The sequence below is a fragment of the Runella rosea genome (assembly GCF_003325355.1).
Classification (GTDB): domain Bacteria; phylum Bacteroidota; class Bacteroidia; order Cytophagales; family Spirosomataceae; genus Runella; species Runella rosea.
In genome coordinates, this window is sequence record NZ_CP030850.1 from 6,581,197 (window position 1) to 6,599,719 (window position 18,523).

Below are 18,523 nucleotides of genomic sequence, written 5' to 3' on the forward strand. Positions count from 1 at the left end.
TAAAATAAAACCGAATTTAGGACTATTCATTTAACTACGCGCGAATCATGGCACGAAATACAAAATTTGATTTACATCGCTTTCATTTTGAGCATAGACTCTGGCTCAATGAGGTCGACTTTGTGGACCAAGAAGTTGATTTTTTTGGACATTTAGTGCATGAAATGCGGGCCTTTTTGCCCGTAGAGGAGATGGATTCTAATTTTGCCGAAACGCTTACCCATTTTGAGCATGAATTCGATCATTTCAAACGCACCGTTAACAGCATTCAGGCCGATATTCGTGATCAGGAAGGGATTATTGCGAGCATTATTAAGGAAGCAACCACCCAATTTAACGATGAAGTCCGCGAGAGTCAAGCCTATTTGCGGGAGAAAATGGCTTTTTTTCACGACAATTATCGGAAGTTAAAGATCGAATTTAAACTTTTTATGGGCAAAGATTTGGAAAAACATATCCACGTTCCTACCCAACAAGAAGGAAAGGATAGGTAACATCCCTTGATTTTTATTCTTCCTGTGCGTAAGTTGTTGCCAGAAACCCTTTTTCTGATGCGACAACTTATTTTTTTATGCTTCATGCTGTTCCCATTCGTGGGCATTGCCCAAAAACAGGATTCTTTTTCTTCCCTTGAAACCTATCTTGCGCAACTTTCTCCCACTACCATTGTCAACCTTCAGGTAGAATCGCTAACGGGTGAGATCTATTTCTGCAAAGGGCCTGCGGAATCGGTTCCATCGGCTAGTATCATCAAAATTCCGATTTTGGTTGAGCTGATGGAACAGGTAAAAGCGGGTAAAGTTAACCTCGACGAAACCTATACGCTGGTGGCTGCCGACAAAACGGGCGGCTCGGGTGTGATGGCCTCGTACCCCGATGGCCAACAAATGTCGCTCAAAGAGGTGGCTCGGTTGATGATGATTGCGAGCGACAACACGGCTACCAATATTTTTATCCGAAAACTGGGGCGGGAAAAAATCAACGACCGTATGAAACTCCTCGGTTTGGCGAGTCTCCAATTGAATCGGGTGATGATGGATACGGCGGCTGTATCGCGTGGGATTGATAATTACGTAACGGCCCGTGACATCAATGCATTATTGCGTCTTATTTATGGTCATAAAGTAGCAACACCCAACTTGTGTGAGCAAATGATGGAATTTTTGTTTGAAAATCGAGATACGGTTACGCTGCCGAGACTCATTCCCAAAACAATCAAAATAGCCCACAAAACGGGCGGATTGACGTACGTACGTGGCGATGCGGGCATTGTGTTTGCGGCCACACCCTTTGTGATTTCAGTTTTTGTGAGAGGAACCCCAGAAAAAAACGCCGAAAAGATAATTGGTGAAATCGGTAAAATTTGTTTTAAAATTTTCAATAAGAAAAACTAAACCCTAATGAATACTCTTTTGAATTGGCTTGCGCTCGTTCCGTGGTGGACATGCTTCCCCGTTATTTTGGCTATTGTTGCTATTTGGGACATTACCCAAAAAAAACACACCGTTTTGCACAACTTTCCAGTCATTGGGCACCTGCGGTATTGGCTAGAAACGATTGGGCCGGAGTTTAGGCAATATATTGTGGCCAATAACCGCGAAGAATTACCATTCAATCGTCGGCAGCGTTCGTGGATTTATGCATCTTCTAAACGGGAAAATAATTTTCAGGGTTTCGGAACCGATCAGGATGTCAACAGCGCTGGTTTCATCTTTATCAAACCTGCTTTGGTAACTAAACGGTTGGCCAAAGACCACCCGTACCGCGAAAATCCGTACGTTTTGCCCGCGCCCAAAGTGATTGGGTTGAGCCATAATCGCCGCAAACCCTACCGTCCGAAGCAGGTCATTAATATTTCAGGAATGAGTTTTGGTTCGTTATCGGCTTCGGCGATTACCGCCCTCAACGAAGGGGCGGCGAAGTTTGGCTGTTACCACAATACGGGTGAAGGAGGGTTTTCCCCATACCACGATAAAGGCGCTGACGTAGTGCTCAACATCGGCACGGCGTATTTCGGTATTCGTGACGACGATGGGAATTTTATCATGGAAAAATTGGTTCGACTGACGCAGAAAAACCCGGCCATTCGAATGCTTGAATTGAAACTCTCGCAAGGAGCAAAACCGGGCAAAGGAGGGGTGTTGCCTGCGGCCAAAATCACGAAAGAGATTGCAGAAATCCGGCACGTTCCCATCGGTAAAGATGTCATTTCTCCCGCAGCGCACAGCGCTTTTTCTACCCTGCCCGAAATGTTGGATTTGATCGAAGCTATGGCCGAGGCTACTGGGCTACCTGTGGGTATCAAAGCGGCTGTGGGCAAACTAGACATGTGGGAAGAATTGGCGGAACTCATGGTGAAAACGGGCCGTGGCCCCGATTTTATCACTGTTGATGGCGGTGAAGGAGGAACGGGTGCCGCCCCTCCGTCGTTTGCTGACCATGTGTCATTACCTTGGGTGTATGGGTTTTCGAGTGTGTATAAAATCTTCAAAAAACACGGGCTCACCGACCGCATAACGTTCATTGGGTCGGGAAAACTAGGCCTGCCAGCGCAGGCGATTATGGCGTTTGCGATGGGTGTCGATATTGTCAACGTTGCCCGCGAAGCCATGATGTCGATTGGGTGTATTCAGGCACAGATATGCCATACCAACCGTTGTCCAGCGGGGGTAGCTACGCAAAATAAATGGTTACAGGCGGGCCTTGATCCAGCGCTTAAAAGTGAGCGTTTTTACCATTATGGAAAAACGTTGACCAAAGAGATTCTCGAAATAGCCATTGCCTGCGGCTATGAACATCCCTGTCAGTTTACGATGGAAGATGTAGACGTAGCGATGGGCGATAATAACCATACACGCTCACTCAGAGTGGTTTATGACTACGAAAAAGCGCACGTACCCTACGATGGCATAGATGCTTTGATTAATTGCCAATACTTAGGTGGCGGCCTTAAAAAAGTACATTAACATTCATTCATGGACCAACGTCTTTACCAATTAGGATTGCATCTGACCCCAGGATTGGGCGGGGTATTGATTCGGTATTTGATTGCTCACTTTGGAGATGCTCAAAAGGTATTTGAAGCCAATTATAAAACACTGATTCGCGTTACAGGCGTAGGAGAAGCAATTGCCCGGACTGTTTTGCAAAAAGAAGGCTTGAGAGCAGCTGAAGATGAACTCCTAAAACTGGAGAAGTTAAACGCCAATATGGTTTTTTACACAGATGCCCACTTTCCGCATCGGCTCAAATCCCTTTATGATGCACCCGTTTTGCTGTACACCAAAGGCAACATTGATTTCAACAAGGGCCGTTATGTATCTTTGGTCGGTACCCGAAAAGCGACTGATTACGGCCGAAATATCACCGAGCAGATTGTAGAAGGGCTTGTTAACCACGATGTAACGATTGTCAGTGGATTGGCGTATGGCATTGATATTTCGGCGCATAGGGCCAGCGTAAGGAGCCGGATTCCGACGATTGGCGTGATGGCTACAGGGGTAGATGTGGTTTATCCTGAAGGGCATACCAAAACAGCCAGAGAGATGGAAATCAACGGTGGAATTGTGACGGAGTATTGTTTGGGAACCAAGCCTGATCCGATGCGTTTTCCCGCCCGAAATCGCATTATCGCTGGGCTATCTGATGCAGTCATTGTGGTGGAATCGGCCAAAAAGGGTGGGGGATTGCTTACCGCTGAGTTTGCCAATAATTATAACCGGGATGTATTTGCCGTACCGGGCAATTTGTCGAATCCCTATTCAATTGGTCCTAATAATCTAATCAGCGCCAATAAAGCCCAGATTTTTACGGGTGTAGAAAATTTACTGGAATCATTAAGTTGGCTCACCACCAAAGCATCCGTAAAGGTGGCGTTACCCGATCATTTTACCCAGGAGGAAAGCCAAATTGTGGCGCTATTGCGTCAAAGAGGCGAAATGCACATTGATAATCTCACGTGGGAAAGTCAGGTCTCTACGGGGAAATTGGCCACGCTGTTGCTCAATCTGGAGTTGCAGGGCTACATTCGTTCACTTCCTGGTAAGCGCTATGCTTTGGGGTAGGTTAATAGTAGCGAGTAGGTAGGAGTGAGTAGCGAGGAGTAACGGTTTTGTTATTCTCACTCCTCACTTCTGCCTCCTCACTTCTTATTTTCCAATTACTTTTAACAACATTCCCTTCTGAACCGGAGTGTCGGCTTTCATGCTATTGACCACGCCCAATTCCTCGATTCGGTTGGCTGGCATTCCCAGCGCTGTCATGATTTCCTTAAACGTACCGTTGCGTGGGGCATTTTTTACAAATATGCGTTCGGGTTTGCGATTCAGTTTGTCGGGGTCGTTCAATAAACGAAAATTTTCGGCCGTATTTCGAAACGTAGGGTACAAGTTACCAAAAACATCGGCGGTAGTTACTCCGTGAATGGCGTAAATCAAACCGTTGTATTGAATGAGCCACGTGGCCAGCTGAACCGTGTTGGCAGGTGTTTGGGGTTGTTGTTGTTGTTGAGTTTGTCCCTGTTGCTGCTGCTGAGGTTGTTGCTGCGAAATCATGACGATGGCTTGGTTGCCGTGAATGGTCTTACGAGTAGATTCCAACACTTTTAAATTGTACTGCCTGACCATATTTTGAGCGGCCGAATCCAGCGTACTGCCCTGTGCTACATTGAGCAACATCTCTGCTTTGCCGTCTTTGGGAGCCATCACAAATTGAACGGGGGAATTTTGGGTCTGCCAACCGTTTGGAATAGGAAATTGAAAGCGAAGTTCGGGATGGTAAAAAACGCTATTTTCAACAAAGCCCTGTTTTGGGTCTTCACCGTACACAATGCCATTAATCATTTGTAAATAACTTTCACGATTTACGGCGTAATTACCGACATTTTTGGCTTGCCAATCTTTGGCCATTGCGTGAACATTGTTGAAACGGTCGCCCGGATCGGGGTGTGTCGACATTATGTTGGGAATAGATTGGCCAGCGTTGTCCGAAATACGCTTGATGGTGCCGAAGAAATTGGCCATTTGGTGCGCGTCATAGCCCACTTTACTCGAATATTCCACCCCAATTTTATCTGATTCAGATTCGTGGGCGCGGCTGTAGCTAAGCATCAGCATTTGTAAACCCTGCATGGCTTGTTCACCAAATTGGGCTAATTTGGGCGAAATGACCATACCAGCAATCAATCCAACGGTACCCAAAATTTGGCTGGTCTGTTGTCTCGCCGAGTGCCTTGCAGTAACGTGGCCGATTTCGTGACCTAAAACACCTGCAAATTCAGCCTCATTGTTGAAGTGGGCCATGATGCCTCGGGTAAAATACACATAGCCTCCAGGCACCGCAAAAGCATTGACAACTGGCGAATCAATAATGTTGAACTGGTAAGGAAGCTCTGGACGGTGCGAAATTTTGGCCATTGCCATCCCTTTTTCAGAGATAAAACTCTGCAACCGTTTATCTTCATATAAGCCCATCGAGGCAACAATTGAAGGGTGAGATTGTTGGCCCAAAGCAATTTCCTGATCGGCCGACATCAGGATGATTTCCCTTTTGCCCGTCACTGGATTGCGCGAGCACGATTGCAATACAACTAAACCCATCACCAAGGGTATCCAATTAAAACGAAAGAGTGTTCTCATAATAAGCAGTGGTAAAATCAACGACGATTTATTTTCTGATGGACGAAGCAAGCGTAATAACGTCACTTTTGATTGCAAGTTTAAAAATTGTTTTATCGTGAACAACATGGATATGGGTTAGCCGTGAAAATCTTCTATTTTTGAAAAATTGAATACATATCCTCAAAGATAGGATATCCTGTGTTAAAAACACTTAATGATATGATTCCACTCATTACGCTTAATAACGGCATTACTATGCCGCAATTGGGATTGGGTATTTATGACCCGCAACCCGATCAAGACATCAAACAGGCGGTTTTATGGGCCTTCGAACTGGGGTATCGACTGGTAGATACGGCAGCGGCCTATAAAAATGAGCGTGAAGTGGGCCAAGCTATACGCGAAAGTGGACTGGCTCGTGAAGAAATATTTGTCACTACCAAAGTCAGGAATGAAGACCAAGGCTACGCGTCGACTTTACGCGCTTTTGAGGAAAGCCTTCGGCAATTAAACACAGATTACGTGGATTTATATTTGGTGCATTGGCCTGTGAAACAGCATCGAATCCAAACGTGGAAAGCGTTGGAGCAAATTTATGCAGAGGGAAAAGTCCGCGCCATCGGGGTGTCTAATTATTACATCCCTCATTTTGAGGAACTATGGCCCGAGGCAGAAATCATCCCTTCCGTCAATCAGTTTGAACTGAGCCCTTATTGCTATTTGCCCGAACAAATGCAATACTGTCGTCAACGGGGCATTCAGGTGGAAGGCTACGCGCCGTTGGTCCGGGGATTGAAAGCCAACGACGCTAGGCTAGTACAAATCGCCCAAAAATACGGCAAAAGTACGTTTCAGGTGTTGATACGCTGGTCGTTGCAACAGGGTGCTATTACGATACCCAAATCGGTGAGTAAAAGCCGTTTGGCGGCAAATGTAGATGTGTTTGACTTTCAACTTTCTGCCGAAGATATGGCCGAAATGAATACATGGCACGATAATACACGCGTTGCCGACGACCCGATGGATTATTGAAATTTTCCAACCTCACCGACGTTAAATGAAACACTTTTTAATTCCCGTAGTCACTCTTCCCAATTCCTCTTGAGTTAGGTTCGAACCCGAAGGAAGGCAAAGACCATTTTCGAATAATCGCTCTGATATACTTTTGCCGTAAAAAGGAGCATCTTGGAAAATAGGCTGTAAGTGCATCGGTTTCCACAATGGACGCGCCTCGATGTTTTGGGAAGCCAATGCCAAACGGATTGTTTCGCGGGTGATGCCACCCGTTAGTTTGGGGTTGACAACGATGCAACTCAGCCAACGGTTGGAAAAACTGCCTTCGGCTTCGGGCTGAAATGTGATACCCTCGATGCCCGATAATTCTCGTTCGTAAAACGCAAAATTGGCACGGCGTTGGGCTACACGCTCGTCAATCACTTCCATTTGCCCTCGTCCGATGCCCGCACAAATATTGCTCAGGCGGTAGTTATAACCGATTTCGGAATGTTGGTAATGCGGCGCATTGTCGCGGGCTTGGGTGGCTAGAAAACGTGCCTTTTGAATAAATGCTTCATTGTCAGAAAGTAATGCCCCGCCGCCCGACGTGGTGATGATTTTATTGCCGTTGAAAGAAAGGACATTGAGCAACCCAAAACTTCCCATTTTCTTGCCTTGATACGATGCCCCCAAGGCTTCTGCCGCATCTTCAATGAGCGGAATGTCGTGCAGTTGGCAGATTTCCTGAATTTCACGCATTTGGGCCGGCATTCCGTAGAGGTGTACTGCAATGACCGCCTTCACGTTTTTCCCTTTTGCCTTTTCGCTTTTGATGGCCGTTTCGAGAGCGTCAGGGCTTATATTCCAGCTATCCAATTCCGAATCAACAAAAACGGGCGTGGCTCCCTGATACACAATGGGATTGGCCGAAGCGGCAAAGGTAAATGATTGACATAGAACCACATCGCCGTTGCCGACGCCCAGCAGGATGAGTGCCAAATGCAGGGCAGCCGTGCCCGAAGAAAGCGCCGCGGCATGACCCGCTCCCACGTAAGTACACAAATCCCGTTCAAACCCATCGACATTGGGACCCAGTGGCGCAATCCAGTTGGCGGCAAAAGCCTCCTGTACGTATTTTTGTTCGTGGCCGCTCAAATGCGGCGATGAAAGCCAAATTTTATTCATTGTTAGTTGGAAAACTTCCCGAAAGTTCTACATCTTTCGGGAAGTTCCCAAAAAAATCCACCAACCAATGCACGCACTCACAAACTGTACTATTTATACTGGTGAAGAGGTTTTGACCAATTACGCCGTTTTGATTGAAAATGAAATCATTGTGGACGTTGTACTACAAGAAGATATTTCAAAGGATATGTTTTGTGTTGATTTACAGGGATTTGACCTCGTTCCAGGCTTGATAGATCTGCAACTTTACGGAGGGAAAAACGGCTTCTTCGTACGCGATTTATCGGAAGAATCGCTCACAGATATGGTCCAAACCCACCGTCAGGATGGCACAGTGGGCTTGGTTCCTACGCTTTATTCTACCTCACACGAACGGATTTTAAAAGCAATTGAAGTAACCAAATCATACATCGCAGCGGGTAAAACGGGCGTATTGGGGTTGCACATTGAAGGGCCGTTTATTAACTTTACCAAACGCGGTGCTCACAGTGCCAATGCCGTACGCGTACCAACCAAAGCGGAAATTGTCGAAATTATTGCCAGCTGTGAAGGCTTGCTCACCATCATGACGATTGCTCCCGAAATCTGGCCCGACGAATTGTTGCATCTTTTGCAGGAAAGCGACATTATATTGTCATTGGGACACACCAACGCCACTTACGAACAAGCCAAAGGGTATTTTATCAGTGGGGTTCAGTTGGCAACGCACCTGTACAACGCCATGCGACCCTTTGAAAGCCGCGAACCGGGCGTAGTAACTGCCATTTGGGATACACCTACGGTCAATGCCAGCATCATTGTTGATGGTTATCATTGCGATTATGCCACTGTGCGTATTGCCAAACAGCTCATGCGGGAGCGTCTTTTTCTGATTTCAGATGCCACTTTGGCCAAAATTGAACCGATGCGGTTTGAGTTTGAAGATTTCATTGCCAACTATGATGGTCATCGTTTACTCAACGATGAAGGTAAGCTTGCTGGCTCAGCCATTACGCTCCTCGACGCGGTGCGCAACTGCATTCACCACGTAGGAATTCCGAAAGATGAAGCCTTCAGAATGGCCACAATGTATCCCGCCCAGCATTTGGGTCTTGGCGATAAATTCGGTCGAATCAAAGCAGGGTATTCCGCCGATTTGGTAGTGTTGGATAATACTCAAATGCCCAAAAGCTTCGGAACTGACAGTCATAGCGGAGGCGCAAACATTGTAGCATAAAAAATTGTAAACATCCAAAAAGCCTAGACTGAGGCGCAACATTAGTAGAATGGAAGTTAAGTTTCAGATACGGTTGGAGAAACCAAACGCAGGAGTTGATTTTGGTATTCAACAAGGAAGTGGATCAACTTATCTGACCCTCCAAAAACAACGTTCAACCGGAGAGGATCTTGTTTTTGACTTTGTGCTGAACCTAAAATCACAAACGGGTGTGTTTCCTATTTTTGTAGGGGCGGTGGCCCAAGGTTCACCGCAGGAGCGATTTGTATACATTGACATTGGCACTGCCGCTGGGCAGATAGGCAGCATTTGGAGCCGTCGGTTGAAAGTTCCGTTGAAGAGCGTCACGTGGGAGATGCTTCGGCAAGTACAAACCGATTCACAGGCCGTGCTAGCAATCAAAGTGCCAGGAATCGGTAAGGACGGTGGACCCACCTGCAGTAGTGTAAAAGGAGGCGAAGGCTGGAAGATAAAAGCCTGAAAATGATTGAGGGAGTTAACAGGGGCGAAAAATGTTACATTTGTTAACCTTTTCTGCTTAATGTTGACGTATCAATGGCTACCAAAAACCTTCTCCTGAACCATTCATTTACTTGCGATTTGGCTCGTGTCTACGATTTTATCCTGGATTTTAGGAAATTTGGTGAATTTCATCCGTACATGGTCAACGTCCATGAACTAAAAAAAACGGCTACAAATGGCATTGAATACCAAGTGAATGAGGAAGTGCTATTGTTGGGCTTTCTGAAAATGCGCCCCGAATACAATGTAGAAGTTCTGGAAATAGAGAAAGATAAACACGTGCGATACGTCAGTAATGTCAAAGGAGGGATTGTGTTGGTGATTGATTTTAACTTTGTGTACGATAAAAATACCAATCAGGTTGAACTTGCAGAACACATAGTAGTCAAAGGAAATCGCTGGCTGATTGCTTATTTTATCACGCTATTAAAAAAAGCGCACCTCCAATTGTTTGACAATCTGGCGGGGAGTCTTTAGACAAAATACTGATTTTGCCGCAAAATTCTCCTTCACAACCGAATAAAACCTACAAAAAAAACATGAAAAAGCATTTTTACTTTACCTCCTTCCTTGTCCTGTGTCTTCATTCGTTTCTACTAAATGCTCAGGTGATTACTTCCCCTGAGATTGATGCATTGGTTGAAAAAACCTTAAAGACGTTCGACGTGCCAGGCATTGCGGTGGCGGTGGTAAAAGATGGCAAAATGATTCACGCCAAAGGCTACGGCCTGCGGTCGCTCAATACGAAGGAGAGAGTAACCGAAAACACTCTTTTTGGCATTGCTTCCAACAGCAAAGCCTTTACTTCGGCGGCGCTCGGGATGCTGATGGATGAAAAAAAACTGACTTGGGATACCAAAGTGACGGACATTATTCCCGAGTTTAAAATGTATAATCCGTACGTAACCGAAGAGTTTACCATTCGAGATTTGCTCACGCACCGCAGTGGATTGGGCTTGGGCGCGGGAGATTTGATGTTTTGGCCCGACCAGAACAATTTTACCTTGAAAGACATCATTCATAACCTCCGTTACCTCAAACCTGTTTCGGGATTTCGAACCAAGTACGACTATGACAACCTGCTCTACATCGTGGCGGGCGAGGTGGTGACACGGGTCTCGGGAATGCCTTGGGAGGATTTTATTGAGAGCAGAATACTCAAACCGCTGGGTATGAATGCTACGGCGGCTTCGTACAAACGCCTGAAAGACAAGTCGAACGTGATTGACCCGCACGCGCCCGTGGAAGGGGCCGTCAAAGTAATTCGTCGCGATTGGAGTGAAGTGGCCAACGCCGCTGGAGGAATCTACAGCAACGTGACCGACATGAGCAAGTGGGTTGTTATGCAAATGGAGAATGGAAAATTTGATAATGACAAACAACTTTTCAGTCGGGGAGTACACGCTGAAATGTGGACCCCCCAAACCATCATTCCCGTCAGAGGCACAAATTCCTACAATACGCATTTTTCGGGCTACGGATTGGGTTGGTTTTTGAGCGATGTCAAAGGCTTCAAACAGGCTACCCACACGGGCGGATTGGCGGGTATTGTGACGCAAGTAACCTTGCTACCTGAGCTAAAACTGGGCATTATTGTTTTTACCAATCAACAATCAGGCGCGGCGTTTACGGCCGTAACCAACACCATCAAAGACAGTTATCTGGGGATTAAAGGCATGGATCGCGTGAAAGAAAACCATGACCGAGTACTTGCCAATGAGGCCGAAGCTAAGAAAATAACGGCTGAGATTTGGTCGGTGATTGAGGGGCAACAGAAAAATAACGGGGCTAAAATGGCAGCAGATTTGTTTTTGGGAACTTATCAAGACCCGTGGTTTGGCGAGGCGGTTATTTCAACTAAAAACGGGAAGTTATGGTTTGATTCCAAACGTTCTTTTCAACTAACGGGCGAGTTGCTGCCGTACAAAGGCAATACCTTTATTGTCAAATGGACCGAGCGTAGCATGGATGCCGACGCGTATGTGATGTTTGAGCTGGACAATGAAGGCAAAGCATCAGGCTTCAAAATGAAGGCTATTTCTCCCTTGACCGACTTCAGTTTTGACTTCCACGACTTGGATTTTAAGGTAAAGAGCAAGTAGTTTAAAGAAAATCCAGTATTACCACTTTTTCGCAATACATCTCGTTGAGGTTGTCTTTGTTGACCTTAAAAATCATCAAAAATGGGGAATCATTGAGGGGTATATCGCGCTCAAAATCCTGCTTTTTCTGAATGATTCGCCAGTTTTGACATAAATAAGTAGTAATGGCGAGGGTTGACTTGTTTTCGATTCCGCAAAAAAAGTAGCAGTTAATGGTTTCAGAAGAGAATGTTACTGGAAGCTTCAACAAAAATCCGCAGTCAAATCGCTCGTTGCTTTCGTAGTAATCGGTCCAAGCTGCTTGCTGGGTTTGGGCATTAATATACTTCACTCTGAACCGTACAGGGGCATCGGTATATTCTATAAAATCGGCGGCATGATTTTTGAGTATCCATCTAAAAAAGTAGTTGGAATAAAACCCAATCGAAAAAATGCAATTTGTTTTATTTAGGTTTAAATTCGTTTCATTAAAATCTAGTTTGCCATCGGTAACTTGAATCAAATCTTGGTCATACATCCTTTTGGGAAGGGTTTGATTATAATCATGAAATAGGGTAATCAGTTTCAATAAACATTCAGTATCTCTCGAATCAACGGTTTGCTCATTGGCTAGTGGAAACTTTCCCATCATGTTGGGAGGAGGAACGTCTTTGTTGGCGTCAAAAATGGGTTGGATTACCACGATTTTACCCTCTTTTTTGATGCCAAAAAAGTGATGAAGAGTCAAGGAAAACTCACTGATGTAAGCCTGAGGATTGGCATATCCCAAAAATTTTGTAAATAAATTTAAGTAATCTTCCTGAAAATTAACCAGTTCTCTAGATTGTACTTCGTTGCGCTTACGCCAGAGGTACATCGTATTGAAGGTGGAAGAGAAAGTTAAATGGGTGGTTTCTTCCAGAATGGACTGAAAGTAAGTGACATTGGTTTTGGGATTGGTTAATTTCCAGATGAATGTTTCTGAGCCTCGATAGGTCATGCCGCGTTTTACGAACTCCTCTTGCAATTTGGTTTTAAGGTCCAAATAGAGTTGCTCGCACAGGTTTTTATTGATGTTCATCAGTAGGATAATTACGTTTCATTTTATTCCGAAAATAGTTTAAAGTTTTGTAATAAATTAACCAATAATAGAACAAATAGGATAAAAAAATGTGATTAAACTCAAATACATTTGTCATAGAGTAACTTATGATGAAAGAATAACGGAAGGTTGTCTTTGCATTTAGGCAACCTTTCCCCTAAATGCGGATGATTTAGCACCAATAAATTTCAAGAAACCGAATGAATCTTACTTTAAAACGTATTCAGCACGTAGGTATTCCAGTTACTAATTTGGCCCGTTCCATTGCTTTTTATGCGCAATTGGGCTTTGAAAATGTAATGTCGTCTTCGTTTGAGTTCAACGGTGGCCAAGGCAGTGTGGCCATGATGCAAAGCGGGGAGATTATTATCGAAATCTACCAAATGCCAGAAAGTGAACTGTCCGAAATCAAAAATAGAAAAGACGGACACGTCGATCACATTGCCTTCGATGTAGAAAATATCGACGAAGCGTTTGAGCAACTTAAAACGGCTGGGTTTGCTATTTTAGAAGAAGCACCCGTGTTTTTGCCTTTTTGGAAAAATGGCTGTAAATATTTCAATATCAAGGGGCCCGATGGCGAGCGTTTGGAGTATAACCAGATACTATAAACGATATTGAAAACGAAGGTTTTATATAAGAAATTTTTGAGATGATGCTCACCGAGCGTCGTTGAAAATAAAGATTCAGCAATGGTGTAACCCACCAAAACTGATAGGTTAAAGTGAACAGAAATGGCAGCGGCGATGAGCAGCTGCCATTTTTTTTGGCTAAAATAGGGCTGATTTGGCTTTTATCAACGTATAAAACCGTTTTGAGTAAGTAAAAAAAGGCATTATTTCAGTTTTAAGGATAACCTGAAATAATCATGCAAAGAAAACTCACCTCGATACTGATGGTCGCTGTTAGCCTTTGCGCTTCATTTGCGCAGGCTCAAACTGCAAGCAGTTGGGAAACCGTTCAGTCGACCACAAGCTGCACCGCTCGGCACGAAAACGCCTTCACCAAAGTAGGTGATAAGCTATACCTGATTGGCGGACGCGGCACCCGCCCCGTGGACGAGTACGACCCCGCTACTAACACATGGAAGCAATTGGCAGCGCCTCCCATCGAAATGAATCATTTTCAGGCCATTGAATACAAAAATGAAGCCTACGTAATGGGGGCTTTTATGGGGGCGTATCCGCACGAAAAACCCATTTCAAGTATCTATATTTTTAACCCCGCCAAAAATGAATGGCGCGTGGGCCCTGCCATTCCTGCCGACCGTTTGCGGGGTGCGGCTGGTTCGGTGGTGTATAAAAATAAACTGTATCTTGTCTGCGGAATTCAGGATGGGCATTACGACGGACACGTGGGTTGGTTGGATGAATACGACCCCAAAACCAACACCTGGCGCAAACTTCCCGACGCTCCGCACGTCCGCGACCACGTATCGGTCGCCATCATTGACGACAAACTGTACGTAGCTGGCGGGCGACGCTCCACGGCGCGCATCAACCAGGTGCTAAATCTGACCGAACCAGCCGTGGATGTGTTTGATTTTAAGACCAATACGTGGACTACGCTACCCGAAAACCTGAATTTGCCCACGCAACGGGCGGGAAATACAACCGTTCCTTTTGGGTATAAATTGCTCATCATGGGTGGCGAAAGCCCCGCTCAGGTAGAGGCTCACGCCGAAGTCGAAGCTTTTGACACCAAACAAATGAAGTGGGAAAAACTGCCCAACCTCAACAAAGGCCGCCATGGCACGGGCGCAACCGTCTACAAAAAGAAGGTATACGTAGCGGCAGGATCGGGCAACCGAGGCGGCGGCCCCGAACTTACCACAATGGAAGTATTAAAATAGCTCTTCCTGTAGGCTATTTACTTTTTCCGTTTATCATTTTTCTGTTTACTATTTTTCGGTTCACAAATGACCATCGATTCTCACCAACATTTTTGGATTTTTGACGCGGTACGCGATGCGTGGATTAATGATGAAATGAAGCGTATTCAGCGCAATTTTTTACCCGAAGATTTATGGCCTGTTTTGCAAGCCAATGGCGTTGACGGTTGCGTAGCCGTGCAGGCTGACCAATCGGAAGCTGAAACGCTCTTTTTGCTGGCCTTGGCCGAAAAATATTCCAGCTTTGTCAAAGGCGTAGTGGGTTGGGTGGATTTGCGGGCGTCCAATCTTTACGAAAAGCTCGAATACTATTCACAATACGAGTTATTGAAAGGATTTCGGCACGTGGCGCAGGCTGAGCCCGACGATTTTCTGGCTCGCCCCGAAGTCATCAAAGGTATTCGACAATTAACGGCTTTTGATTTTACGTACGATATTTTGATTTATCCTACCCAACTCAAAGCCGCGCTGCACTTGGTGCGGGAGCTACCCGAGGTAGATTTTGTGGTTGACCACATTGCTAAGCCTTACATTAAAGATGGTAAATTAAACACATGGTCTAATTATATGCGGCAATTGGCGGCGCAACCTCAGGTTCATTGTAAAGTGTCGGGGATGGTGACCGAAGCCGATTGGAAAAACTGGACAAAAAAAGATTTTTATCCCTACCTCGACGTTGTATTTGAAGCTTTCGGGCCCGACCGACTGGTGTTTGGCTCCGATTGGCCGGTGTGCCTCGTAGCGGCTGAATACGAGCAAGTAATCGGGTTGGTTCGTGACTACATGATCAACGTTGGCTTTTCAGCCAGCGACCAAGCCAAGGTTTTTGGTGAAAATGCCACGCGTTTTTATCGCTTGGAAGTATAAATAAAGAAGAAAACATCATCCTGCCCAAATACGTATAAGATGAGATTCGGGCAAGACTCTCTTTTGTCAGAAATACGAATCTGTCTAAGCTTGTGAATCAGGTCTTAGATGCGTTAGTACCTCTCTAATTGTCGCAAAATCACGGAAATTTTGATGCTCTACTCGGTGCTCAATGTGTTCGTACGCCCAAGTGGTATGGAACGGGATGTGAAAACCGTGCCCGCCGATGGCCAATACGGGTAAGACATCTGATTTGAGCGAATTGCCAATCATCAAAAATTCATCGGCCTCAATGTCAAGGTGTTTGATGAGCTTTTGGTAGTCGGCTTCTTTCTTTTCACTCATGATTTCGATGTGGTGAAAATAATGCTCTAAGCCCGATTTACGCAATTTTCGTTCTTGGTCGAGCAAATCCCCCTTAGTGGCTACCACCAACCTGTAATGTCCCGAAAGTGATTGCAGTACCTGTTCGACATCATCCAGTAATTCAATGGGTTTTTCGAGCATTTCTTTGCCCAACGCAATGATTTTTTCGATGACGGGTACGCCGAGAGTGTTTTCAGAAATGCGCAGGGCTGTTTCGACCATGCTCAAAATAAAGCTTTTTACACCGTAGCCGTACAGCGAAATATTTTGGACTTGGGTCTGGTACAACTCCGCCGATATACTGTGGTGGGGGAGGTAATCTTCGAGCAAACCGCAAAATTTACGCTCTGTTTCCTGAAAAAAAGGCTCATTGACCCAAAGGGTATCGTCGGCGTCAAACGCAATTACTTTAATACTCATATCTATTTTAATGACTAGCGGTCATTGAAAATCAATTTTTATACATTCCACCAATACGTCAATTTTAAGACAATGGCGCGGTTCTTGACCATTAGGTTTTCGGGTAAATAATTATCAGTGTATACGATAAACAGGTCAGAAGCAGGCTGATAGCGCCATTGAAGGCGGGTGTTCAGGTTGATGTTTTTTGCTTGGCTGTTGTACTGCACAAAAGTAGTCCAGAACAGACTATTTGTAAATGTAATGTCTACCCTAGGGCCTACGAGCCACAACTCAACGGGGGTTTTCAGGTAAGGAACCTGAATTTTGTTATAATCTACCGAAAACTTGGTGGCTACGTAAGGTTGAAAACGATACCCGAGGGTTGTTTTTAAATTTAGGCGGGTTCCGTTGGCAAAGAAACCCCCGTATCGGGCACTGAAAGCGTAGGTCAAGCGTGCGCGGGGGCTAGAGGTGAAATCCATTCCTGCCGATTTCCAATTGTGATTTGTCCCAGCCGCTAACTTCTCCCGGCCCGTATTTGTGGGGTCGAAGGGAGCCAATAGCTGTACGTAATTGGAAGCAACACCGACGACACCAGTGGCTCTATTTCGAAAATTAAAGGTGTAGGTCAACGTCGTTTCATTGTCGGTCAACTTACTTGATTTGTTCCAAAACAAGGTCGTTTGGAGCAGTGGCCCGTGGCTGATGAGGCTTTGCGAATTGACAAAAAATAAATACCCTACGTTGGGAACGGCCATTTGATACCCGCGACGGGCAGCGTTGGGCACATAGCCTACTTCGGCATTGTAGTTTTCACCTACGTACTCGTATCGCCATTGCCAAAAGAGATTTGCTTTGTTGAAGTTGAGGAGGCTAGAAATGGCCACATCGTTGCCCGATAAGTGTGGACTGAACGACTTGAGCACGGTGGCCTTGCCCGTCCAGATATTATTGGCGGAGGCCAAGTTGAATTCGGCTCCGATGTTACGGTTATATCTTCCCGTTGATTTATGGATTTGCTCATCGTAGTCCAATGATTCTTTGTTTACCATCAAGATACCGACGTTGGAACGGGCGAATACTTTGCGCTGTAAGGCCACGACAGCAAAGTTTTGGGCGGGCAAATCCCCTTGCTCTCGGGTCTGAGTATCCAGAACACCGATACGCCAGTTTTTATCCAATTTTCCACTGAGCCTAGCTCCGAATAAAATCGGAACGCCCAGCCCGATACGTCGCGAGAAGAAGGGGCGCAGGGTCGAAAAGCCAAAACTCGCAAACAAGTCGGCATTTTCTAAAAAAAACTGTCGTCGTTCGGGAAAAAACAGTTCAAAACGGTCCAAGTTGGTTTGCTGAACATCCACTTCTACCTGCGAAAAGTCGGGATTGACGGTCAAGTCTAGGTTAAGGGATGAATTGAGGGCGATTTTGGCATCTCCTCCGATGGCGGGCTTCCAGTCGGCAGGGGTCTTCTTAATCTGGTCTTTTGATACATTCGTTAGTGCGTACGGGATCAAAGAAATATTTTTTCCCGCAGGAGGCAACGGTTTATCCCATACTAAAACGCCCGCATAGCCCAAATTGGCCGATTGAAATTGACGCGGAACGGGTGCCCAAGCCGATTTTTCGTTGATGGTTAGTTCGAGACGACTGAAATTGATGCCCCAGCGAGTTTGGTCTGGTCGGTAGCGTATACTTTTAAATGGAATTGCGGCTTCCCATACCCAGCGATCATCGTAGTTTTTGGTAGCTCCGTGCCATTTATTATCCCAGTTGAGATTGATGAATGTCCCGTCGGCCTCTTGTCCGTCCCAATAAGCGCCTGCGGCACTGGCTCCAAACGAAAAGCCGTTGGTTAAGTCTTCAAACGTATCCAGAACGATAAAAAAATTGTCATTGTTGCCAAAATTGAAGTCTCTTTTCAGGGATTCTACCACAAGGGCACCCTTGACAGGCTTATAATTGATTGCAATGATGTAGAGGTTATTTTTATCATAACACATTTTAACCTCCGTTTTAGCGCGCGACAGGCTGGTATCCATCGGCGTAATCATAAAGAAATCTTTGGCGGTTTCTGTAGTCTGCCAAGCGGCATCATTTTCTAGACCGTCGATTTTGAGAGGTGCATCTGCTTCTCGAATGTGGTATTGGTAGGATTCATTTTTCTTTTGGGCAAAAACCGTTACCCCACACAATAAAAACCACAGAAACAGACGCATTTGTAGAATTTGAAAAGATGTAATAATCAAAGAATGAAAGGCGGTTAGAGTCGGGCCCTAA

General features: G+C 45.4%; 17 protein-coding genes. 12 read left to right on the plus strand and 5 right to left on the minus strand.

Going from position 1 to position 18,523, the window contains the following annotated elements; genetic code table 11:
• Positions 1-47: 47 nt before the first annotated feature.
• The 4 genes from DR864_RS27075 (at position 48) to dprA (ending at position 4,064) form a co-directional block, all read left to right on the plus strand.
• Positions 48-494 (plus strand): hypothetical protein, encoded by a 447-nt coding sequence (locus tag DR864_RS27075; RefSeq protein ID WP_114069898.1) that lies wholly within the window; start codon positions 48-50, stop codon positions 492-494.
• Between the two features lie 84 nt (positions 495-578).
• Positions 579-1,394 (plus strand): serine hydrolase, encoded by an 816-nt coding sequence (locus DR864_RS27080; RefSeq protein ID WP_229599483.1) that lies wholly within the window; start codon positions 579-581, stop codon positions 1,392-1,394.
• A gap of 6 nt (positions 1,395-1,400) precedes the next feature.
• Positions 1,401-2,966 (plus strand): FMN-binding glutamate synthase family protein, encoded by a 1,566-nt coding sequence (locus tag DR864_RS27085; protein WP_114069899.1) that lies wholly within the window; start codon positions 1,401-1,403, stop codon positions 2,964-2,966.
• Positions 2,967-2,975: 9 nt separating this feature from the next.
• Positions 2,976-4,064 (plus strand): DNA-processing protein DprA, encoded by a 1,089-nt coding sequence (gene dprA, locus DR864_RS27090; RefSeq protein ID WP_114069900.1) that lies wholly within the window; start codon positions 2,976-2,978, stop codon positions 4,062-4,064.
• Between the two features lie 84 nt (positions 4,065-4,148).
• On the opposite strand, the gene DR864_RS27095 is transcribed toward dprA, so the two are convergent.
• Entirely contained in the window at positions 4,149-5,636 is a 1,488-nt protein-coding gene (locus tag DR864_RS27095; protein WP_114070501.1) for a M48 family metalloprotease, read from the minus strand.
• Between the two features lie 201 nt (positions 5,637-5,837).
• Between DR864_RS27095 and DR864_RS27100 the strand changes: the two genes are divergently transcribed.
• Entirely contained in the window at positions 5,838-6,650 is an 813-nt protein-coding gene (locus tag DR864_RS27100; protein WP_114069901.1) for an aldo/keto reductase, read from the plus strand.
• A 21-nt stretch (positions 6,651-6,671) separates the two neighbouring features.
• Here the strand turns inward: DR864_RS27100 and DR864_RS27105 are convergent, their stop codons facing one another.
• A complete protein-coding gene (locus tag DR864_RS27105) occupies positions 6,672-7,799 on the minus strand; it encodes a DegT/DnrJ/EryC1/StrS family aminotransferase (RefSeq protein WP_114069902.1) in 1,128 nt (375 codons plus the stop codon).
• Positions 7,800-7,866: 67 nt separating this feature from the next.
• On the opposite strand from DR864_RS27105, the gene nagA reads away from it, so the two are divergent.
• From nagA to DR864_RS27125, 4 genes are all read left to right on the plus strand, one after another.
• Complete coding sequence (nagA, locus tag DR864_RS27110; RefSeq protein ID WP_114069903.1) at positions 7,867-9,015, plus strand: N-acetylglucosamine-6-phosphate deacetylase; 1,149 nt, start codon at positions 7,867-7,869, stop codon at positions 9,013-9,015.
• Positions 9,016-9,064: 49 nt separating this feature from the next.
• Positions 9,065-9,496, plus strand: coding sequence for a DUF5990 family protein (locus DR864_RS27115; RefSeq protein ID WP_114069904.1), 432 nt, complete (start codon positions 9,065-9,067; stop codon positions 9,494-9,496).
• A gap of 74 nt (positions 9,497-9,570) precedes the next feature.
• Positions 9,571-10,014, plus strand: coding sequence for a hypothetical protein (locus DR864_RS27120; protein ID WP_114069905.1), 444 nt, complete (start codon positions 9,571-9,573; stop codon positions 10,012-10,014).
• 62 nt (positions 10,015-10,076) lie between these two features.
• A complete protein-coding gene (locus tag DR864_RS27125; protein WP_114070502.1) occupies positions 10,077-11,639 on the plus strand; it encodes a serine hydrolase in 1,563 nt (520 codons plus the stop codon).
• Between the two features lies 1 nt (position 11,640).
• Here the strand turns inward: DR864_RS27125 and DR864_RS27130 are convergent, their stop codons facing one another.
• Complete coding sequence (locus DR864_RS27130; RefSeq protein ID WP_114069906.1) at positions 11,641-12,699, minus strand: hypothetical protein; 1,059 nt, start codon at positions 12,697-12,699, stop codon at positions 11,641-11,643.
• Between the two features lie 221 nt (positions 12,700-12,920).
• On the opposite strand from DR864_RS27130, the gene DR864_RS27135 reads away from it, so the two are divergent.
• The 3 genes from DR864_RS27135 (at position 12,921) to DR864_RS27145 (ending at position 15,478) form a co-directional block, all read left to right on the plus strand.
• Positions 12,921-13,331: a VOC family protein gene (locus DR864_RS27135; protein WP_114069907.1), complete on the plus strand. Its 411-nt coding sequence runs from the start codon at positions 12,921-12,923 to the stop codon at positions 13,329-13,331.
• Positions 13,332-13,588: 257 nt separating this feature from the next.
• Entirely contained in the window at positions 13,589-14,572 is a 984-nt protein-coding gene (locus tag DR864_RS27140) for a Kelch repeat-containing protein (RefSeq protein ID WP_114069908.1), read from the plus strand.
• A gap of 66 nt (positions 14,573-14,638) precedes the next feature.
• The gene (locus DR864_RS27145) at positions 14,639-15,478 is read left to right on the plus strand and encodes an amidohydrolase family protein (protein ID WP_114069909.1); all 840 of its coding nucleotides are present in this window, start codon (positions 14,639-14,641) and stop codon (positions 15,476-15,478) included.
• Positions 15,479-15,562: 84 nt separating this feature from the next.
• On the opposite strand, the gene DR864_RS27150 is transcribed toward DR864_RS27145, so the two are convergent.
• Positions 15,563-16,264, minus strand: coding sequence for an HAD family hydrolase (locus DR864_RS27150; RefSeq protein ID WP_114069910.1), 702 nt, complete (start codon positions 16,262-16,264; stop codon positions 15,563-15,565).
• 38 nt (positions 16,265-16,302) lie between these two features.
• A complete protein-coding gene (locus DR864_RS27155) occupies positions 16,303-18,462 on the minus strand; it encodes a carbohydrate binding family 9 domain-containing protein (RefSeq protein WP_114069911.1) in 2,160 nt (719 codons plus the stop codon).
• Between the last annotated feature and the right edge of the window lie 61 nt (positions 18,463-18,523).

What these genes read in the sequence shown, in the direction of transcription:
- DR864_RS27075 (WP_114069898.1), top strand. Translation starts at nt 48, where the DNA reads ATGGCACGAAATACAAAATTTGATTTACATCGCTTTCATTTTGAGCAT.
- DR864_RS27080 (WP_229599483.1), top strand. Translation starts at nt 579, where the DNA reads ATGCTGTTCCCATTCGTGGGCATTGCCCAAAAACAGGATTCTTTTTCT.
- DR864_RS27085 (WP_114069899.1), top strand. Translation starts at nt 1,401, where the DNA reads ATGAATACTCTTTTGAATTGGCTTGCGCTCGTTCCGTGGTGGACATGC.
- dprA (WP_114069900.1), top strand. Translation starts at nt 2,976, where the DNA reads ATGGACCAACGTCTTTACCAATTAGGATTGCATCTGACCCCAGGATTG.
- DR864_RS27095 (WP_114070501.1), bottom strand. Translation starts at nt 5,636, where the DNA reads ATGAGAACACTCTTTCGTTTTAATTGGATACCCTTGGTGATGGGTTTA.
- DR864_RS27100 (WP_114069901.1), top strand. Translation starts at nt 5,838, where the DNA reads ATGATTCCACTCATTACGCTTAATAACGGCATTACTATGCCGCAATTG.
- DR864_RS27105 (WP_114069902.1), bottom strand. Translation starts at nt 7,799, where the DNA reads ATGAATAAAATTTGGCTTTCATCGCCGCATTTGAGCGGCCACGAACAA.
- nagA (WP_114069903.1), top strand. Translation starts at nt 7,867, where the DNA reads ATGCACGCACTCACAAACTGTACTATTTATACTGGTGAAGAGGTTTTG.
- DR864_RS27115 (WP_114069904.1), top strand. Translation starts at nt 9,065, where the DNA reads ATGGAAGTTAAGTTTCAGATACGGTTGGAGAAACCAAACGCAGGAGTT.
- DR864_RS27120 (WP_114069905.1), top strand. Translation starts at nt 9,571, where the DNA reads ATGGCTACCAAAAACCTTCTCCTGAACCATTCATTTACTTGCGATTTG.
- DR864_RS27125 (WP_114070502.1), top strand. Translation starts at nt 10,077, where the DNA reads ATGAAAAAGCATTTTTACTTTACCTCCTTCCTTGTCCTGTGTCTTCAT.
- DR864_RS27130 (WP_114069906.1), bottom strand. Translation starts at nt 12,699, where the DNA reads ATGAACATCAATAAAAACCTGTGCGAGCAACTCTATTTGGACCTTAAA.
- DR864_RS27135 (WP_114069907.1), top strand. Translation starts at nt 12,921, where the DNA reads ATGAATCTTACTTTAAAACGTATTCAGCACGTAGGTATTCCAGTTACT.
- DR864_RS27140 (WP_114069908.1), top strand. Translation starts at nt 13,589, where the DNA reads ATGCAAAGAAAACTCACCTCGATACTGATGGTCGCTGTTAGCCTTTGC.
- DR864_RS27145 (WP_114069909.1), top strand. Translation starts at nt 14,639, where the DNA reads ATGACCATCGATTCTCACCAACATTTTTGGATTTTTGACGCGGTACGC.
- DR864_RS27150 (WP_114069910.1), bottom strand. Translation starts at nt 16,264, where the DNA reads ATGAGTATTAAAGTAATTGCGTTTGACGCCGACGATACCCTTTGGGTC.
- DR864_RS27155 (WP_114069911.1), bottom strand. Translation starts at nt 18,462, where the DNA reads ATGCGTCTGTTTCTGTGGTTTTTATTGTGTGGGGTAACGGTTTTTGCC.